Annotated in this window: 12 protein-coding genes; 9 read left to right on the top strand and 3 right to left on the bottom strand. The window is 71.1% G+C overall.

What is annotated here, in order from left to right:
* The first annotated feature begins 18 nt into the window (after window positions 1-18).
* Both GRF61_RS03300 and GRF61_RS03295 read left to right on the top strand, forming a co-directional pair.
* Window positions 19-2,667: an EAL domain-containing protein gene (locus GRF61_RS03300; RefSeq protein WP_211165712.1), complete on the top strand. Its 2,649-nt coding sequence runs from the start codon at window positions 19-21 to the stop codon at window positions 2,665-2,667.
* Window positions 2,668-2,722: 55 nt separating this feature from the next.
* Window positions 2,723-4,267: a diguanylate cyclase gene (locus GRF61_RS03295; RefSeq protein ID WP_169149294.1), complete on the top strand. Its 1,545-nt coding sequence runs from the start codon at window positions 2,723-2,725 to the stop codon at window positions 4,265-4,267.
* Window positions 4,268-4,460: 193 nt separating this feature from the next.
* On the opposite strand, the gene GRF61_RS03290 is transcribed toward GRF61_RS03295, so the two are convergent.
* The gene (locus GRF61_RS03290; RefSeq protein WP_133591931.1) at window positions 4,461-4,988 is read right to left on the bottom strand and encodes a Spy/CpxP family protein refolding chaperone; all 528 of its coding nucleotides are present in this window, start codon (window positions 4,986-4,988) and stop codon (window positions 4,461-4,463) included.
* 190 nt (window positions 4,989-5,178) lie between these two features.
* On the opposite strand from GRF61_RS03290, the gene GRF61_RS03285 reads away from it, so the two are divergent.
* From GRF61_RS03285 to GRF61_RS03275, 3 genes are all read left to right on the top strand, one after another.
* On the top strand, window positions 5,179-5,946 hold the full coding sequence (locus GRF61_RS03285; protein ID WP_133591929.1) for a response regulator: 768 nt from the start codon (window positions 5,179-5,181) through the stop codon (window positions 5,944-5,946).
* On the top strand, window positions 5,943-7,274 hold the full coding sequence (locus GRF61_RS03280) for an ATP-binding protein (RefSeq protein ID WP_133591927.1): 1,332 nt from the start codon (window positions 5,943-5,945) through the stop codon (window positions 7,272-7,274). The genes GRF61_RS03285 and GRF61_RS03280 overlap by 4 nt, the downstream gene beginning before the upstream one ends.
* 238 nt (window positions 7,275-7,512) lie before the next feature.
* A complete protein-coding gene (locus GRF61_RS03275; RefSeq protein ID WP_169149293.1) occupies window positions 7,513-8,385 on the top strand; it encodes a LysR substrate-binding domain-containing protein in 873 nt (290 codons plus the stop codon).
* A gap of 248 nt (window positions 8,386-8,633) precedes the next feature.
* On the opposite strand, the gene GRF61_RS03270 is transcribed toward GRF61_RS03275, so the two are convergent.
* On the bottom strand, window positions 8,634-10,196 hold the full coding sequence (locus GRF61_RS03270) for a glycerol-3-phosphate dehydrogenase/oxidase (RefSeq protein ID WP_169149292.1): 1,563 nt from the start codon (window positions 10,194-10,196) through the stop codon (window positions 8,634-8,636).
* Window positions 10,197-10,416: 220 nt separating this feature from the next.
* Window positions 10,417-11,910: a glycerol kinase GlpK gene (glpK, locus tag GRF61_RS03265; protein WP_169149291.1), complete on the bottom strand. Its 1,494-nt coding sequence runs from the start codon at window positions 11,908-11,910 to the stop codon at window positions 10,417-10,419.
* Window positions 11,911-12,195: 285 nt separating this feature from the next.
* Between glpK and GRF61_RS03260 the strand changes: the two genes are divergently transcribed.
* From GRF61_RS03260 to GRF61_RS03245, 4 genes are all read left to right on the top strand, one after another.
* The gene (locus GRF61_RS03260; RefSeq protein WP_246034744.1) at window positions 12,196-13,131 is read left to right on the top strand and encodes a branched-chain amino acid transaminase; all 936 of its coding nucleotides are present in this window, start codon (window positions 12,196-12,198) and stop codon (window positions 13,129-13,131) included.
* 97 nt (window positions 13,132-13,228) lie between these two features.
* Window positions 13,229-14,137 (top strand): DMT family transporter, encoded by a 909-nt coding sequence (locus GRF61_RS03255; RefSeq protein WP_169149290.1) that lies wholly within the window; start codon window positions 13,229-13,231, stop codon window positions 14,135-14,137.
* Window positions 14,138-14,196: 59 nt separating this feature from the next.
* On the top strand, window positions 14,197-14,559 hold the full coding sequence (locus GRF61_RS03250) for an STAS/SEC14 domain-containing protein (protein WP_133591919.1): 363 nt from the start codon (window positions 14,197-14,199) through the stop codon (window positions 14,557-14,559).
* On the top strand, window positions 14,556-15,410 hold the full coding sequence (locus GRF61_RS03245) for a sulfurtransferase (RefSeq protein ID WP_169149289.1): 855 nt from the start codon (window positions 14,556-14,558) through the stop codon (window positions 15,408-15,410). The genes GRF61_RS03250 and GRF61_RS03245 overlap by 4 nt, the downstream gene beginning before the upstream one ends.
* Window positions 15,411-15,487 lie beyond the last annotated feature (77 nt).

The raw sequence follows: 15,487 nt of genomic DNA, 5'->3' as shown, positions 1-15,487 counted from the left end.
AGCTGAGCCTGCTCGACGATGCCGCCACCCCCGACCATGCTGACGCCCGCCGATGTCGTTAAGCCGACACACGCCACGGAAAAACACCCGCCCCTGCCGGAGTTGCCGCTGCTGCGCCACACCGCGCTCACCGGCGCAAGCAATGCCGGCGAGATCCTGGTGCAGACGCTGGCGCAGGCAATAGACGCGGTGGTGGTCATCGACGAGCACAACCGGGTGGTGTTTTTCAATGCGGCGGCGGAGCGGCTGTGGGGCTGGGAAAACCGGGAAGTCATCGGCCGCAGCGTCACCATGCTGGTGCCCGCCGACATCCAGCCGCGCCATGACGATCTCATCGCGCGCAACCGCCGCACCAACGAGAGCCGCATCGTCGGCTCTAGCCGCAAGGTGAGGCTGGAGCGCAAGGATGGCCGCGCCCTGTGGGCCACGCTGTCGCTGTCGCGCATCACGGTGGACACCCGGGTGATGTACACCGCCTTCTTGCGCGACGTCACCCGCGAGCATGAAGACCAGGAGCAGCTGCGGCTGCTGTCGCTGGGCACCGACGCCACCGGCAACGCCGTCATCATCACCGACGACGAGCACCGCATCGTCTTCGTCAACGCCGGCTTCCGCCGCCTGTTCGGCCACGACGCCGAGGAAACACGCGGCCGCAAGCCCGGAGAACTGCTGGCCGGCGCCCACACCGAGGCTGCCAGCCTCGCCCGCCTGGATGGCCGGCTGCACCGCGGCGAAACCTTCCGCGCCGACGAGATCGTCTATCGCAAGGATGGCCGGCCGCTGTGGGCCTCTGTGGTCATGGACCCGATACACCGCGAGGACGGCAGCCTGCGCAACTGCGTGATCGCCCTCACCGAGATCACCCGCAGCAAGATGTACGAGCTGCTCCAGCGCAGCGTGCTCGAAACCATGATCCAGGACCGCCCGGTGCGGGAGGTGATGGACACCGTCTGCCGCAAGGTGGAGAGCATCGCCCCCGAGCTGCGGGTCGCCATCCTGGTCGCTTCGGACGACAGCAAATACCTGCGCCTGCTCGCCGCCCCCAGCGTGCCGGAGGTGTTCATGCCGGTGCTGCACCAGCTGCCGATCGCGCCGGATTCCGCCTCCAGCGGCACCGCCGCCTGGTACGGCACGCCGGTGGAGGCCAGCTCGGTGGCCACCTCGACGGCCTGGGCGCCCTACCGCGAGCTGGCGGCGGCCGCCGGCATCGCCGCCTGCTGGGCGCACCCGATCAAGGCCCGCAACGGCCGGGTGCTGGGCACGCTGGCCTGTTATTTCGTGGACCAACGCCGGCCGGACGATCTGCACCGCCAGCTGGTGGAGCTGTGTGCGCCGCTCTGTGCGGTGGCGATAGAGCGCGAAGCGGCCAAGATCCACATCGAGCGCCTCGCCTTCTACGACGCCCTCACCGGCCTGCCCAACCGCCGCCTGCTGCTCGCCCAGGCCAGCCGCGCCATTGCCCTGTGCGCCCGCCACGGCACACCGCTGGCGATGCTGTTCATCGACCTCGACCGCTTCAAGCAGGTAAACGACACCCTGGGCCACGACAGTGGCGACGCCCTGCTGCGCGAGATCGCCCAGCGCCTGCAGGAATGCGTGCGCGACGCCGACCTGGTCGGCCGCCTGTCCGGCGACGAGTTCGCCATCGTGCTGCCGCAAACCAACGCCGAGCAGGCCTGCGTGGCGGTTGAGCGGCTGCTCGCCAGCCTCGCCCGGCCGCTGCAGGTGGCCGGCGCCCGCCTCAATCCCTCCGCCAGCATCGGCGTCAGCCTGTTCCCGGACAACGGTTGCGATGTAGACACCCTGCTGCGCCACGCCGATGTCGCCATGTACCAGGCCAAGGCCGCCGGCCGCAACGCCTACGAGTTCTTCAGCCCGGAGATGAACCGCTACGCGCACGAGCGCATGGCGCTGGAGGCAGCGCTGCGCGACGCCCTCAGCGGCGGCGGCCTGTGCCTGCACTACCAGCCCCAGCTGCGGCTGGACGACAACCGCCTGTACGGCGTGGAAGCGCTGGCGCGCTGGCGCGATCCGCATTTCGGCGATGTGCCGCCCTCCCACTTCATTCCGCTGGCGGAAGAATGCGGCCTCATCGTCGAGCTCGGCCGGGTGGTGCTGGACGAAGCCTGTCGCCAACTCGCCCACTGGCGCCGCCTGGGCGTGCCGATTCCGTCGGTGTCTCTCAACCTCTCTTCGCCCCACTTCCGCGACCCCACGCTGCCGGCGCTGATCGCCGACACCCTGGCCCGCCACCGCCTCACCCCGCGCGACATCACCCTGGAAGCCACCGAAAGCATGGTGATGGATGCCCACCCCATCACCCAGGAAAACGTCGCCGCCATCCACGCCGCCGGCGTGCATCTGGCGCTGGACGACTTCGGCACCGGCTACTCCAGCCTCGGCTACCTGCGCAGCCTGCCGGTGAGCGAGCTGAAGCTGGACCGCAGCTTCATCCGCGACCTCGGCCGCGACGACAAGACCGGCGCGCTGGTGGACGCGGTCATCCGCATGGGCGAAAGCCTCAACCTCACCGTTGTCGCCGAAGGCATAGAGCGGGAAGAGCAGGCCCGCTTCCTCGCCCGCCACGGCTGCCACATCGGGCAGGGTTATCTCTATGCCCGTCCGCTAGCCCCGGACGCGCTGGAACAGTGGCTGGCAGAGCGATAAGGCGGCTGCCAAGAATCACACGGGTAAGACTTTCGGCGCATGGCATGCTAGCCCCATGCTCACCACCAACGAACCCGGCCTCCATGTCGCCCAGCTCGGCTTCGCCCGCAAGTCCTACTTGCCGCGCGTGCTGGGGCTGGCCGCCGGTTCGCCGCTGGTTCTCACCGTTTTCCATCACACCGGCGCGCCGCTGCTGGAATGGATCGGCCTGCTTCTCTACTGCTTCGTCTGGCCGCACCTGGCCTGGGCCTGGGCGCGGCGGGCCGGCAACCCCTTCCGTGCCGAACAGCGCAACCTGCTGATCGACCAGTTCGTCGGCGGCTTCTGGATTGCGCAGATCGGCTTCAACGCCCTGCCCAGCGTGCTCACCGTCACCCTGCTGTGCATGAGCAGCCTGACCGCTGGCGGCATGCAGTTGCTCGGCCGCGGCCTTGCCTGGCAGGCCGCCGGGCTGGTGCTGGGACTGCTCCTCGGCGGCTTCCACTGGATGCCGGAATCCACCACGGCCAATGTGCTGTCCTGCCTGCCGTTGCTGCTCACCCATCCGCTGCTGGTGGCGCACACCGCCCACCAGGCCATCACCAAGCTGCGCAACAAGCGCGCCGAGCTGGAGCACCAGACGCGCCACGACGGCCTCTCCGGCCTCTACAACCGCAGCCACTGGGAAGCCCAGGTGCGTAACGAATTCGCCCGCTACCGCCGCGCCGGCCTGCCGGCCACCCTGGTGCTGACGGACATCGACCACTTCAAGCGCATCAACGACGATCACGGCCATGAAGCTGGCGACGACGCCATACGCCGCTTCGCCGGCCTGCTGCGCGAGTGCCTGCGCACCACCGACATCGCCGGCCGCTACGGCGGCGAGGAATTCGGCATGCTGCTGCCGCAGACCCGCGCCAGGGAAGCCCGCGTGCTGATCGAGCGCCTGCGCGCCCGCCTGCATGAAACCCCGCTGCTGGAAGACACCCTGGTCACCGCCAGCTTCGGCGTCGCCGAGCTCAGCCCCGACCTGGCCAGCCACGAAGCCTGGATGCGGCTGGCCGACCAGATGCTGTACCGCGCCAAGCACCAAGGGCGGGACCGCGTCGCCGGCCTGGACTTCGGCGAGCCGCCAGCCGCCGCCACGCCGCCCCTGCCGCCGGCACGGCAGTTCGGCAGCGCGCGCGAGAACGGCTTCGCCCTCAACGCCCTGCTCGGCGGGCTGGACAGCATGCGCCAGCCAATGGCGCTGCTGGATGCGTCCGACCGGCTGGTGCTCACCAACGACGCCTTCCGCGAGCTGCACCAGCTGCCGCCCACCGTCAGCACCTACGCCGGGCTGATCCGCCACTGCCACAGCAAGCAGGTCGGCCCCCGCATCGGCGATGCCGAGCTGGACACCTGGCTGCGCCTCACCGAGCGCAAGCGCCACAGCCACCCCAACCATGTATTCGACGTTCACATGGTCGATGGCCGCCGCTTCCGCGTCACCGAAAGCACCTGTGCCGGCTGGATCCTGATGGTGCTCACACAGGTGAACGAAGACGTGCCCACCGCCGCGGTGCTGCCTTACCTGCCGCGGCAGGCGGTTTCCGCCGCACCGCTGAGCCAGGCGGGCTAAAGCCGGCGTAAAACAAGGAGCGCTGGCCAGCGGCCGCGTGCTCTCCCGTCCCATCCGCGCGGTAAGCCACCTTTCGCCCAGGCCCGGCCCTTCCCTGGGGTGGCACCCGGCGTAAACGGCAGAACGGCCCGTCACCGGGCCGTTCTGCCGCCCCGCATCGCCGTCGATGCCGGGCCTGGGCTACCGCCGAAGCTCAGTGGCCCTGCTGCGGGCCAGCATCGCGGCCCGGGCCCTTGCCCGGACCACGGTGGTCGCCACGCGGGTCGGGGCCCTTCATGAACTCGGCGTCGAACACCTTCTTCTGCGCGTCGCTCAGCCGCGGGTAGAGCGTATCCACCGCCTTGCGGGTCTCGGCCAGCTCGGCCAGGCGCAGCTGGCTCATTTCCTCCATCTTCGCCAGACGCTCGCTGGCGGTACGGGGCGCCTCCGCCTTGTCCTTGCGTGCGGCGAAGCGTTCGCCAGCCTTGGCCTGCTGGGCGGCGATGCTGGTCTTGAACTGATCCCACGCGGCTTGCTGTTCCGGCTTGATCGCCAGCGCCAGCTCCAGCCTGGCGAGGCGCAGCTCGGCGTGCTGCTGGGCCTTCTCCGGCGAGGTCTGGGTCCAGCCCGGCCCACGGCCCGGGCCGCGGTGGTCGTCGTCCCGGGCGAATGCAGCGGTGGTGCCCAGCGCATGAACGGCGATGACGGCGGCGGCAATCGAGGTCTTCATCCAGGTCTTCATGTGTCTCTCCTTGCGTTGATGTGCCCGTTCGTTCGGGCGACGGAGCCATTTGAACAGCGCCGTGTAAGCCGCATTTGTCTCGCAAGGGCTGCTTTTGCATGAACATGTCTCCCGGCCCGCTCCGGATACGCAGGGATACAAAGCCACCACAGCCGGACCTTAAGATGCGTCCCACGGAGAGATCACGACCATGAGCAATCAGCAAGACCACATCCTGATCGTCGATGACGACCGCGACATCCGCGGCCTGCTGGCCGACTACCTCGAAAAGCAGGGCCTGCGCTGCACCACCGCCGCCGACGGCCGCGAGATGAAGGCAGCGCTGGAGAAACACCGGGTGGACCTCATCGTGCTCGACCTGATGATGCCCGGCGAGGACGGCCTCACCCTGTGCCGCAACCTGCGCGCCACCCACGCCCACGCCAACACGCCCATCCTGATGCTGACCGCCCGCGGCGAAGACATGGACCGCATCATCGGCCTGGAGATGGGCGCCGACGATTACCTGCCCAAGCCCTTCGTGCCGCGCGAGCTGTACGCCCGCATCCGCGCCATCCTGCGCCGTGCCCGCGCGCTGCCGCCCAACCTGGAAGCCTCCCCGCCCGGGCAGGCGCGCGAGCTGCACTTCGCCGGCTGGCGGCTGGATACGGTGAACCGCCACCTCATCGACGGGGCCGGCACGGTGGTGCCGCTGTCCGGCGCCGAATACCGCATGCTGGGCGTGTTCCTCGCCCATCCGCAGCGGGTGCTGTCGCGCGACCAGCTGATGGAATTCACCCAGGGCCGCGAGGCGGACGTGTTCGACCGCTCCATCGATCTGCTGGTGAGCCGGCTGCGCCAGCGCCTGGGCGACAACGCCCGCGAGCCGGCCATCATCAAGACGGTGCGCAATGAAGGCTATGTGCTGAGCAGCGAGGTGCACAGCGTCGGCCAACTCGGCGGCGAGGGCGCGCAATGAGGCTGCCGCTGCCGCGCAGCCTGTTCGCCCGCCTGATGCTGATCTGGCTGCTGGGCATGGCAGTGGTGCTGGCGGTGAGCTTCGCCCTCTTCGTCGGCGAGCGCGACCGCGTCGGCCGCAACGTGCTGTTCGAGGGCATCGCCCAGGAAATCGCCGCCACCGTGCAGGTGCTGGAGCGCCTGCCGCCCCAGGAGCGCGCCGGCTGGATAGACGACCTCGGCCGCCGCCGCCTGCGCCTGGCCCTGCGCCCGCCGCCGGACAACGCCCAGCCGGTGCGCGACCACGCCCTGCTGCGCGCGCTCGGCACCGCCCTGCCGGACCACAAGGCCAGCCTCACCGTCGTCCAGCGGCCGGACAACCATCCCTTCTACCTGGTCACCATCCCGCTGCGCGACGGCACGCCCTTGAGCGTGCGCCTGCCCGGCATCGGCCCGGAACCCGGCCCGCCGCTGGCCCCGCCGGATCGCCTCATCGCCGCGCTGGCGGCGCTGGTCATCGGCGTCGCCCTGCTCACCTGGCTGGCGGTGCGCATCGCCACCCGGCCGCTGTCGCGGCTGGCCGCCGCCGCCCGCGCCCTGGGCGAAGACCCGGAGCGCGCGCCGATGAGCTCCAGCGGCCCCACCGAGGTAGCCCAGGCCGCCGCCGCCTTCAACCAGATGCAGCAGCGCATCCGCGAGCATGTGGCCGAGCGCACCCGCATCCTCGCCGCCATCTCCCACGATCTGCAGACGCCCATCACCCGGCTGCGCCTGCGTGCCGAGATGGTGGACGAGGAGAACCTGCGCGACCGCATCCAGGCCGACCTCGACGCCATGCAATCGCTGGTCAAGGAAGGACTGGCCTACGCCCGCAGCATGGACGCCTCCAGCCCGCCGCAGCCGGTGAGCCTGGAAAGCCTGGCCGACGTGCTGCGCGCCGACGCCGCCGACCTCGGCTGGACGGTCACCGTCAGCGGCAGCGCGCCCACGCCCTGCCCCAGCCGCCCTACGGCGCTGCGCCGGGCGCTGTGGAACCTGGTGGAGAACGGGGTGAAGTTCGGCGGCGAGGTCAACATCACGCTGGCCGAGTTGCCGGACCGCTACGAGATCCGCATCCGCGACCACGGCCCCGGCCTGCCGGCGGATGAGTTGGAGAAGGTGTTCGAGCCGTTCTACCGCACCGAGTCCTCCCGCAACCGCGAAACCGGTGGCACCGGCCTGGGCCTGGCGATCGCCCGCAACCTGCTGCGCGCCCAGCGTGGCGAGGTGGCGCTGGGCAACCATCCCGAGGGCGGGCTGGAAGCGCGGGTGACGCTGCCGCGGGCAGTTAGTGACCCAGCAAGCAGGTAAGCACTGCCATTCGCCCTGAGCCCCGCGGCGGGTGCAGGGCGCTGCAGGATGCGGGCCTGCCCCGGAGCCTGCCGAAGAAGGCGGGGTGGAGGGCCACCGGCTATTGAGTTGCCGGCTTGCCTGCTGATGCGGCTGGCGCCCCCGAACAGCCAATTGCAGCCTTTCGCAGCGCCGCCAACGCTTCGCCGCCTCCCGCCCGCGGCGGTAGTATCGCTACCATGCCCGCCGCCACCCAGCCATGATCCGCCTGCCGCCCCTGCCCGCCCTGGTCGCCTTCGAGGCCGCCGCCCGCAGCGGCAGCTTCCTGGCTGCGGCCGAGGCGCTGCACCTCACGCCCTCCGCCATCAGCCACCGCATCCGCGCGCTGGAAGACTGGCTGGGCCTGCCGCTGTTCGAACGCCACAACCGGCTGGTGACCCTGACCGCCGCCGGCCAGGATTACCTGGTCGAAGTCCGCGCCGCCCTGCGCCGGCTGGAAACCGCCAGCACCCGTCTGCGCCGCCTGGAAGCACGGCCGCTGCGCCTGTCGGTGGCGCCAGCAATCGGCGCCAAATGGCTGGTCGGCCAGCTCGCCGACTACCCGCAGGAAGACCCGCGCATCGACTTCGTGCTCTCCACCTCCACCAGCCTGGCGCCGCTCACCGCCGGCGAGGCCGACGTCGGCCTGCGCTACGGCGATCCGCCCTGGCCGGGGCTGGAGGCCTACGAGCTGCGGCGCGAAACCGTCTTCCCGGTGTGCAGCCCGGCGCTCGCCGACCGCCTCGCCCGGCCCGCCGACCTGGACGGCCAGCGCCTGCTGCGCCATCCGCTGCTCGCCTGGTCGCCCTGGTTCGCTGCCGCCGGCCTGGCCCGTGGCGAGCCGGCCGAAGGCCCGCTGTTCGAGGATTCGATGATGATGCTGGAGGCCGCCGCCGCCGGCGCCGGCATCGCCCTCACCGTCGGCCTGCTGGCCAAGCCTTATCTCGCCGCCGGCACGCTGGTGAGGCCATTCGACATCGAGGTGGCGGACAAGGGTTTCTATGCCGTCGTCTCGCCCGCCGCGCAGACCCTACCCTGGGTGCGGCACTTCGTGCGCTGGCTGCAGGCGCGGGCACGCAGCAGCCCGGCCTGAGCCGGCATTGACCCACCGATTGATCCGCTACCACCGCCAAGCCGGGCCCTCCGGCAGAGACGGCCGACGACCGCTGCTGCGTGGCCCTCCGACCTGGCCCGGGGCGAACGATCTCTCCCTCCCGAGCGCCTACGCCGCTGCAGTTCGGGCACCCGCCAAGGAAGAGGAAGCGGGCGGCGGAATCTGCGGCGTGGCCGATTCATCTGACCCCACGGACGTCTCCGGTCCCAATTTCTGGCCCATTGCCGCTACCTGGCTCCATAGCCCTGCGCCAACGCCGCGAAGACCCGCAACTGCGCCGCCACCCAGTCGCCATCCCTGCCCAGTTCTTCCGCCAGCAGGGCCGCCACCGCCGGCGCGGCCTGCAGGGCCAGGCGGGCGTCGATGAACAGGGCGCGGTGCCGTCGCGCCAGCACATCCTCCACGCTCAGCGCGTATTCCGCCCGCGCGGCGTGGCGCACCTCGGCCTCGGTCAGCGTCAGGCCCTCCAGCAGGCGGCGGCCGGCGCCGGGCAGGGCTTCCACCGCCTCGCGGTCGCTGCCGTAGGGGTCGTCGCCCTCCCGCGCGCCATGCAGCCTCAAGGTGGCGGTCGCCGCGGCCCGCCGTGGCAGGCCAGCCACCGCCAGGGCGCGGTCCACCGCCTCTTCGGCCATATGGCGATAGGTGGTCCACTTGCCGCCCAGCACGCTGACCAGGCCGGTGGCGGAAACCTCGATCAGATGCTCCCGCGACAGGCCGCCGGTGGCACCTGCCTCCTTGCCCATGCCACCGCCGATCAAGGGCCGCAGGCCGGCGAACTGGCTGAGCACGTCCTGCCGCCGTGGCGGGCGTTCGAGGTAGGCGGCGGCGGTGTCGAGCACGAAATCCACCTCGCCCGGCAAAGCTTGCGGCTCAAGCGGCAGGTCGGCGCGCAGGCTGTCGGTGGTGCCCAACAGCAGCCGGCCCTGCCAGGGAATCATGAACAGCACCCGGCCGTCGGCGGTGCGCGGCACCAGCAGGGCGTCCGTGCCGGGCAGGAAACCGCGGTCTACCATCAGGTGGATGCCCTGGCTGGGCCGCAGCAGCGGCGGCGTCGCCGGCTGGGCGAGGCGGCGCACGCTGTCCGCCCACACGCCGGTGGCGTTGATGACCACCCGGGCCGCCACCCGGAACACGCGCCCGCCCGCCTCCTGCAACACCGCGCCGCGCAGCCGGCCGCCCTCCACCAGCAGATCGGCAAGCGCGCAGTAGTTGAGGGCGAGGCCGCCCAGGTCTTCCACCGTGCGCGCCAGGGCCAGCGCCAGGCGGGCGTCGTCGAACTGCGCGTCCCAGTAGGCGATGCCGCCCCGCAGGCCGGCGGTCTTCACCGTCGGCAGGGCGGCGCGCGTCTGCGCCACGTCCAGCACCCGGCTGCGGGCGATGCCGCCCTGACTGCCGAAGCCGCCGAGGAGATCGTAGGCGCCGAGGCCTACGGCCAGCAGGGCGGTGTCGCGCCGGCGGTAGCTGGGCACGACGAAGCGCAGCGGATGCACCAGATGGGGCGCGTTGGCGAGCAGGCGGGCGCGCTCGGCCAGCGCCTCGCGCACCAGCGGCAGATTGCCCTGGGCGAGGTAGCGCACGCCGCCGTGTACCAGCTTGGTGGCGCGCGAACTGGTGCCCTTGGCGAAGTCCTGCGCTTCCACCAGCAGCACCTTGTAGCCGCGGGCGGCGGCATCCACCGCGCAGCCCAGGCCGGTGGCGCCGCCGCCGATGACGAGCATGTCCCACTCCGGCGTTTCCGCCAGCCGGGCGAGCGCGGCGGCGCGGCTTGCGGCGGCGGGCGTCAGCGCCATCCCGCCTCCCCTGCCTCCGGCCCCGGCCGGCGCGGAACACGCAGGCCGCCGCGGAACCGCCGGCTTGCACGGCGCCCGCGCCGGCAACGCCCGCAGCCGCCGGCTGGCGAGGCAAGCACCGCTTCAACATCGGCCGGAGCAGCTGCCCGCCCGCTTGCCTCCACCGCGCCGGCCGGCAGCACGGCGGGCCGCATGCGCTCCCTTCCCATGGCCAGCCGCCTCATTCCTCCTCCGCCCAGTCTTTGGCGCGCTCCACCGCCCGTGCCCAGCGGGCGATCACCGCCGCGCGGCGGTCGTCGCTCCAGCTCGGCTCGAAGCGGCGATCCAGCCGCCATTGGGTCGCCAACGCATCGGTATCGCGCCACAGGCCAACGCCCAGCCCGGCCAGCCAGGCGGCGCCCAGCGCGGTGGTCTCCAGCATGCGCGGGCGCAGCACCGGCACGCCCAGCAGGTCGGCCTGCAGCTGCATCAGCAGATCGTTGGCGGCGGCACCGCCATCCACCCGCAGCTCGGTGAGCGACTGGGCGCCGTCGCGGCGCATGGCGGCGACCAAGTCCACCGTCTGCAGGGCGATGGCTTCCAGCGCGGCGCGGGCGATGTGGCCGGGGCCGGCGCCGCGGGTGAGGCCGAGCAGGGTGCCACGGGCACGGGCATCCCAGTGCGGCGCGCCCAGGCCGGTGAAGGCGGGCACGAAGACCACGCCGGCGCTGTCTTCCACGCTGGCGGCCAGGGCTTCGATGTCGCTGGCGTTGCGGATCAGGCCCAGGCTGTCGCGCAGCCACTGCACGATGGCGCCGGCCATGAACACGCTGCCTTCCAGCGCGTAGGCGTGGCGGCCGCCGCCGGTCCAGCCGACGGTGGAGAGCAGGCGGTTGTGCGAGGCGACGGGCGCTTCGCCGGTGTTCATCAGCAGGAAGCAGCCGGTGCCGTAGGTGTTCTTGGCCATGCCGGGGGCAAAGCAGGCCTGGCCGAAGGTGGCGGCCTGCTGGTCGCCGGCGATGCCGGCGATGGGCACCGCGGCGCCCAGCACTTCGGGCGCGGTTTCGCCGCAAACGCCCAGGCTGTCCACCAGCCGCGGCAGCACCGCCGCCGGGATGCGGAAGCGGGCGAGCAGATCGGCGTCCCACTCGCGGGCGTGCACGTCCAGCAGCAGGGTGCGGGAGGCGTTGCCGCGGTCGGTGAGGTGCAGCTGACCACCGCTCAGATGCCACAGCAGCCAGCTATCCACCGTGCCGAAGGCAAGTTCGCCGGCCTCGGCGCGCTCGCGGGCGCCGGGCACATGGTCCAGCAGCCAGGCGAGCTTGGTGGCGGAGAAGTAGGGGTCCAGCTCCAGCCCGGTGCGTTCGCGCAGGGCCGCGCTCCAGTCCTGGCTGCGCAGGCGTTCGCAGTCGGCGGCGGTGCGGCGGTCCTGCCAGACGATGGCCGGCGCCACCGCGCGGCCGCTGGCGCGCTCCCACAGCACGGTGGTTTCGCGCTGGTTGGCGATGCCCACCGCCGCCAGCTGGCCGGCGCGCAGGCCGGCATCCGCCAGCGCCGCGCGGGCGCATTCCAGCTGGCTGCGCAGAATGTCGGCGGGGTCGTGCTCCACCCAGCCGGGCCGCGGGAAATGCTGCGGGAAGTCGCGCCGGGCGACACTGCGCACCCGGCCGTCGGCATCGAACACCATGGCACGCGAACTGGTGGTGCCCTGGTCCAGCGCCAGCACGTAGGACATCGGCCTCTCCTCGCTTGGACATGACCCTAGCCTAGCCCCAGCGGCTGCGGCTGACCACCCAAGTCGGACCATTCGGATGAATCAGGCTCATCCGACGCCACGCCGCTTTCGTTTGAAAGCCGCTGCTGCAGCGCGCAATCTGGACCTCCTCTTCGGCACCTCCAGCGCCGCCCCACCCCGGCGGCGTTGCCCGGCAAAGCGCACCCCGTTTTCCTCCGCCGATCGAAGCCGCTCCCACCGCCCGCGGCCTTTTCCCCTTCGATCCGACACCAGGAGTGCGACCTCATGAGCATCACCCCCACCACGATGGAAGACCGCGACGGCTGGATCTGGCTGGACGGCCAATGGCTGCCCTGGCGCGAAGCCAGGGTGCACGCGCTGACCCACACCCTGCACTACGGCCTCGGCTGCTTCGAGGGCCTGCGCGCCTATGCGACGCCGCGCGGCGCCGCCATCTTCCGGCTGGACGACCATGTCGAGCGGCTGTTCGAATCCGCCCACATCCTCGGCCTGGACATGCCCTTCGACCGCGACGCCCTGCGCCAGGCCTGCCGCGACGCCATCCGCCGCAACGCACTTGCCGGCGGCTACATCCGCCCGCTGGTTTTCCTCGGCGCCGAGAAGGTCGGCGTCGATCCGCTGGGCGCGGCGGTGCATGTGATGGTGGCGGCCTGGGCCTGGGGCGCCTACTTGGGCGACAACGGGCTGGAGCGCGGCATCCGCGTCAAGGTGGCGAGCTTCGCCCGGCACCATGTGAACGTGCAGATGTGCCGCGCCAAGGCGGTGTCTACCTACACCAACTCCATCCTCGCCTGCCGCGAGGCGCGCCAGGAGGGCTATGACGAAGCGCTGCTGCTGGATACCGACGGCTTCGTCGCCGAAGGGCCGGGCGAGAACGTCTTCCTGGTGAAGCGCGGCGTGATCTACGAGCCGGAGATCACCTCGGCGCTGGACGGCATCACCCGCCGCACGCTGCACACGCTGGCGCGCGAGGCTGGCTACGAGATCGTCGCCCGCCGCATCACCCGCGACGAGCTCTACATCGCCGATGAAGTGTTCTTCACCGGCACTGCGGCGGAGATCACCCCGGTGGTGGAGGTGGACAGGCGCCGCGTCGGCAGCGGCCAGCCCGGCGCCATCACCCGCGAGCTGCAACGGCGCTTCTTCGCCTGCGTGCGCGGCGAGGACGAACGCCATGCGGACTGGCTGACGCTGGCCTAAAGGCGCCGCGAAGCGCTGCCGCGACCGCCGCGCCGGACTGTCGCCGGTGCGGCGGCTGTGGTCCAATGCCGGCCTTCCGTTCCTTTTGCAGCGCACCATGCCTTCCCTGTGGATGATCGTCGCCAGCTTCCTGTTCGCCTGCATGGGCGTGTGCGTGAAACTGGGGTCGGACGAGTTTTCTACCGGCGAGCTGGTGTTCTACCGCGGCGCGGTCGGCGTGCTGATGATGTGGATCGTCGCCCGCCTCGGCGGCATTCCGCTGCGCACGCCGCACTGGCGGCTGCAGCTCTCCCGCGGCTTTTCCGGCTCGCTGGCGCTGATGTGCTACTTCTTCGCTCTCGGCATCCTGCCGCTGGCCAGCGCCGTCACCCTGAGCTACACCTCGCCCATCTTCGTCGCCCTGCTGCTGGTGCTGTGGTTCGGCGAGCGCCTGCGCTGGCCGGCGCTGGCCTCGGTGGCGATGGGCTTCGTCGGCGTCGCCCTGCTGCTGCGCCCCACGGTGCAGCCGGAGCAATGGCCGGGCGCGGTGGCCGGCTTGTGCGGCGGCCTGCTCGCCAGCCTGGCCTACGTCAGCGTGCGCGAATTGGGCCGCGCCGGCGAGCCGGAAGTGCGCACTGTGTTCTGGTTCTCCGCCCTCACCGCCGCGCTCGGCCTGCCCTGGGCGCTGGCGCGCGGCCTGCACCTGCCAGACCTGCACGGCTTCGCCCTGCTCGCTGGCGCCGGCCTGTTCGGCGGCTGCGCGCAACTGGCGATGACACACTCCTACCGCTACGGCCGCACCGTGGTGTCCGCCAACCTCAGCTACACCACCGTGCTGTTCTCCAGCCTGTTCGGCGTGCTGCTGTGGAACGAAGTGCTGCCGCTGGCGGCCTGGCTCGCCATCGCCCTCATCGTCGCCAGCGGCATCGCCACTTCGCTGGCCACCCGGCCGCGGCCACCCTCGGCACAAGCCGGAGGAAAGCGCCCCGCGCCCGCTGGAAACGCCGCCAGCCAGACCCCGGATTGAGCGCTTTCCAGCCTGGGGCTATAGTGGCAGACACCATTTAACGCCCTCAGGAGGCCACCATGATCAGCACCGAGCACAGCGACAGCCTGGTTGCCGTCAGCGTTTTCGGCGAGTTCACCCTGGCCGACTACAAGGAGTTCGAGGAGCTCGTCAGCTACAAGATCCGCTTCGAGGGTCCGGTGGACCTGCTCTTCGATCTGCGCGAGATGCTGGGCTTCACGCTGGACGTTGCCTGGGAGGAGATCAAGTTCTCCCGCGCCCACGCCCGCGACTTCCGCCGCATCGCGCTGCTGACCAACGACCAGTGGATCACCTGGAGCGCCTGGGTTTCCCAACTCTTCGTCGATGCCGACGTGCAGGTGTTCGAGGACGAAGCCTCCGCCCGTGCCTGGCTGGAGGAGACCGCGGAGGAAGCGCGGTGAGCGCCTCCTATGCGACGCTGATCGGCGCCAACGAGCTCGCCCAGCATCTGCATGATCCCGACTGGGTGCTGTTCGACTGCCGCTTCGACCTCACCAACCCGGACTTCGGTTTCGATGCCTACAGCGTCGGCCACCTGCCTGGCGCCTTCTACCTCGACCTGGATGACGACCTCTCCGGCCCCAAGAACGGCCAAAATGGCCGCCATCCGCTGCCGGACCCCGCCCACCTGGCGGCCCGGCTCGCCGAGTGCGGCGTCGGCAACCACACCCAGGTCGTCGCCTATGACGACGCCGGTGGCATGTTCGCCGCCCGCCTGTGGTGGCTGCTGCGCTGGCTGGGCCACCACCGCGTCGCGGTGCTGGACGGCGGCTTCCAGGCCTGGGGCCGCGCCAGCCAGGCGCTGTCCACCGAAACACCGGAGGCCCGCCCCGCCACCTACACGCTGGCGCTGCAGCCCTCGCGGGTGGACGCGGACTACGTGTCCGCCCACCTGAACCGCCCGGACATGCTGTTGCTGGACGCCCGCAGCCCGGACCGCTTCCGCGGCGAGAACGAGACGCTGGACCCGGTCGGCGGCCACATTCCCGGCGCCACCAACCGCTTCTTCAAGGACAATCTCGGCGGCGACGGCTGCTTCAAACAGGCCTCGGTATTGCGCGAGGAGTTCGGCGCGCTGTTGAAAGGCCACGACATCCACAAGGTGGTGCATCAGTGCGGCTCCGGCGTCACCGCCTGCCACAACCTGCTGGCAATGGAGGCCGCCGGCCTGAGCGGCTCACGGCTGTACGCGGGCTCGTGGAGCGAATGGTGCGCCGACCCCAAGCGGCCGGTGGCGACCGGGCCGGGCTGAGCGGGAGAGCATCAAGGAACGCGTCAACCAGACTAGATGCACGGATAAGAAAAACGGCAGGTGGCGCATCGCCCCTG

Origin of the sequence: Azoarcus sp. TTM-91, assembly GCF_012911025.1 — a bacterium.
Classification (GTDB): Bacteria; Pseudomonadota; Gammaproteobacteria; order Burkholderiales; family Rhodocyclaceae; genus Azoarcus.
The sequence above is the reverse complement of the archived record's forward strand: the minus strand, read 5'-3'. Positions and strand labels throughout refer to the sequence as shown.

Bases quoted from the DNA above. Each gene is read 5' to 3' on its own strand.
- GRF61_RS03280 (WP_133591927.1), top strand. From the start codon at position 5,943: ATGAGGCTGCCGCTGCCGCGCAGCCTGTTCGCCCGCCTGATGCTGATC.
- GRF61_RS03255 (WP_169149290.1), top strand. From the start codon at position 13,229: ATGCCTTCCCTGTGGATGATCGTCGCCAGCTTCCTGTTCGCCTGCATG.
- GRF61_RS03260 (WP_246034744.1), top strand. From the start codon at position 12,196: ATGAGCATCACCCCCACCACGATGGAAGACCGCGACGGCTGGATCTGG.
- GRF61_RS03295 (WP_169149294.1), top strand. From the start codon at position 2,723: ATGCTCACCACCAACGAACCCGGCCTCCATGTCGCCCAGCTCGGCTTC.
- GRF61_RS03275 (WP_169149293.1), top strand. From the start codon at position 7,513: ATGATCCGCCTGCCGCCCCTGCCCGCCCTGGTCGCCTTCGAGGCCGCC.
- GRF61_RS03300 (WP_211165712.1), top strand. From the start codon at position 19: ATGCCGCCACCCCCGACCATGCTGACGCCCGCCGATGTCGTTAAGCCG.
- glpK (WP_169149291.1), bottom strand. From the start codon at position 11,910: ATGTCCTACGTGCTGGCGCTGGACCAGGGCACCACCAGTTCGCGTGCC.
- GRF61_RS03270 (WP_169149292.1), bottom strand. From the start codon at position 10,196: ATGGCGCTGACGCCCGCCGCCGCAAGCCGCGCCGCCGCGCTCGCCCGG.
- GRF61_RS03290 (WP_133591931.1), bottom strand. From the start codon at position 4,988: ATGAAGACCTGGATGAAGACCTCGATTGCCGCCGCCGTCATCGCCGTT.
- GRF61_RS03250 (WP_133591919.1), top strand. From the start codon at position 14,197: ATGATCAGCACCGAGCACAGCGACAGCCTGGTTGCCGTCAGCGTTTTC.
- GRF61_RS03285 (WP_133591929.1), top strand. From the start codon at position 5,179: ATGAGCAATCAGCAAGACCACATCCTGATCGTCGATGACGACCGCGAC.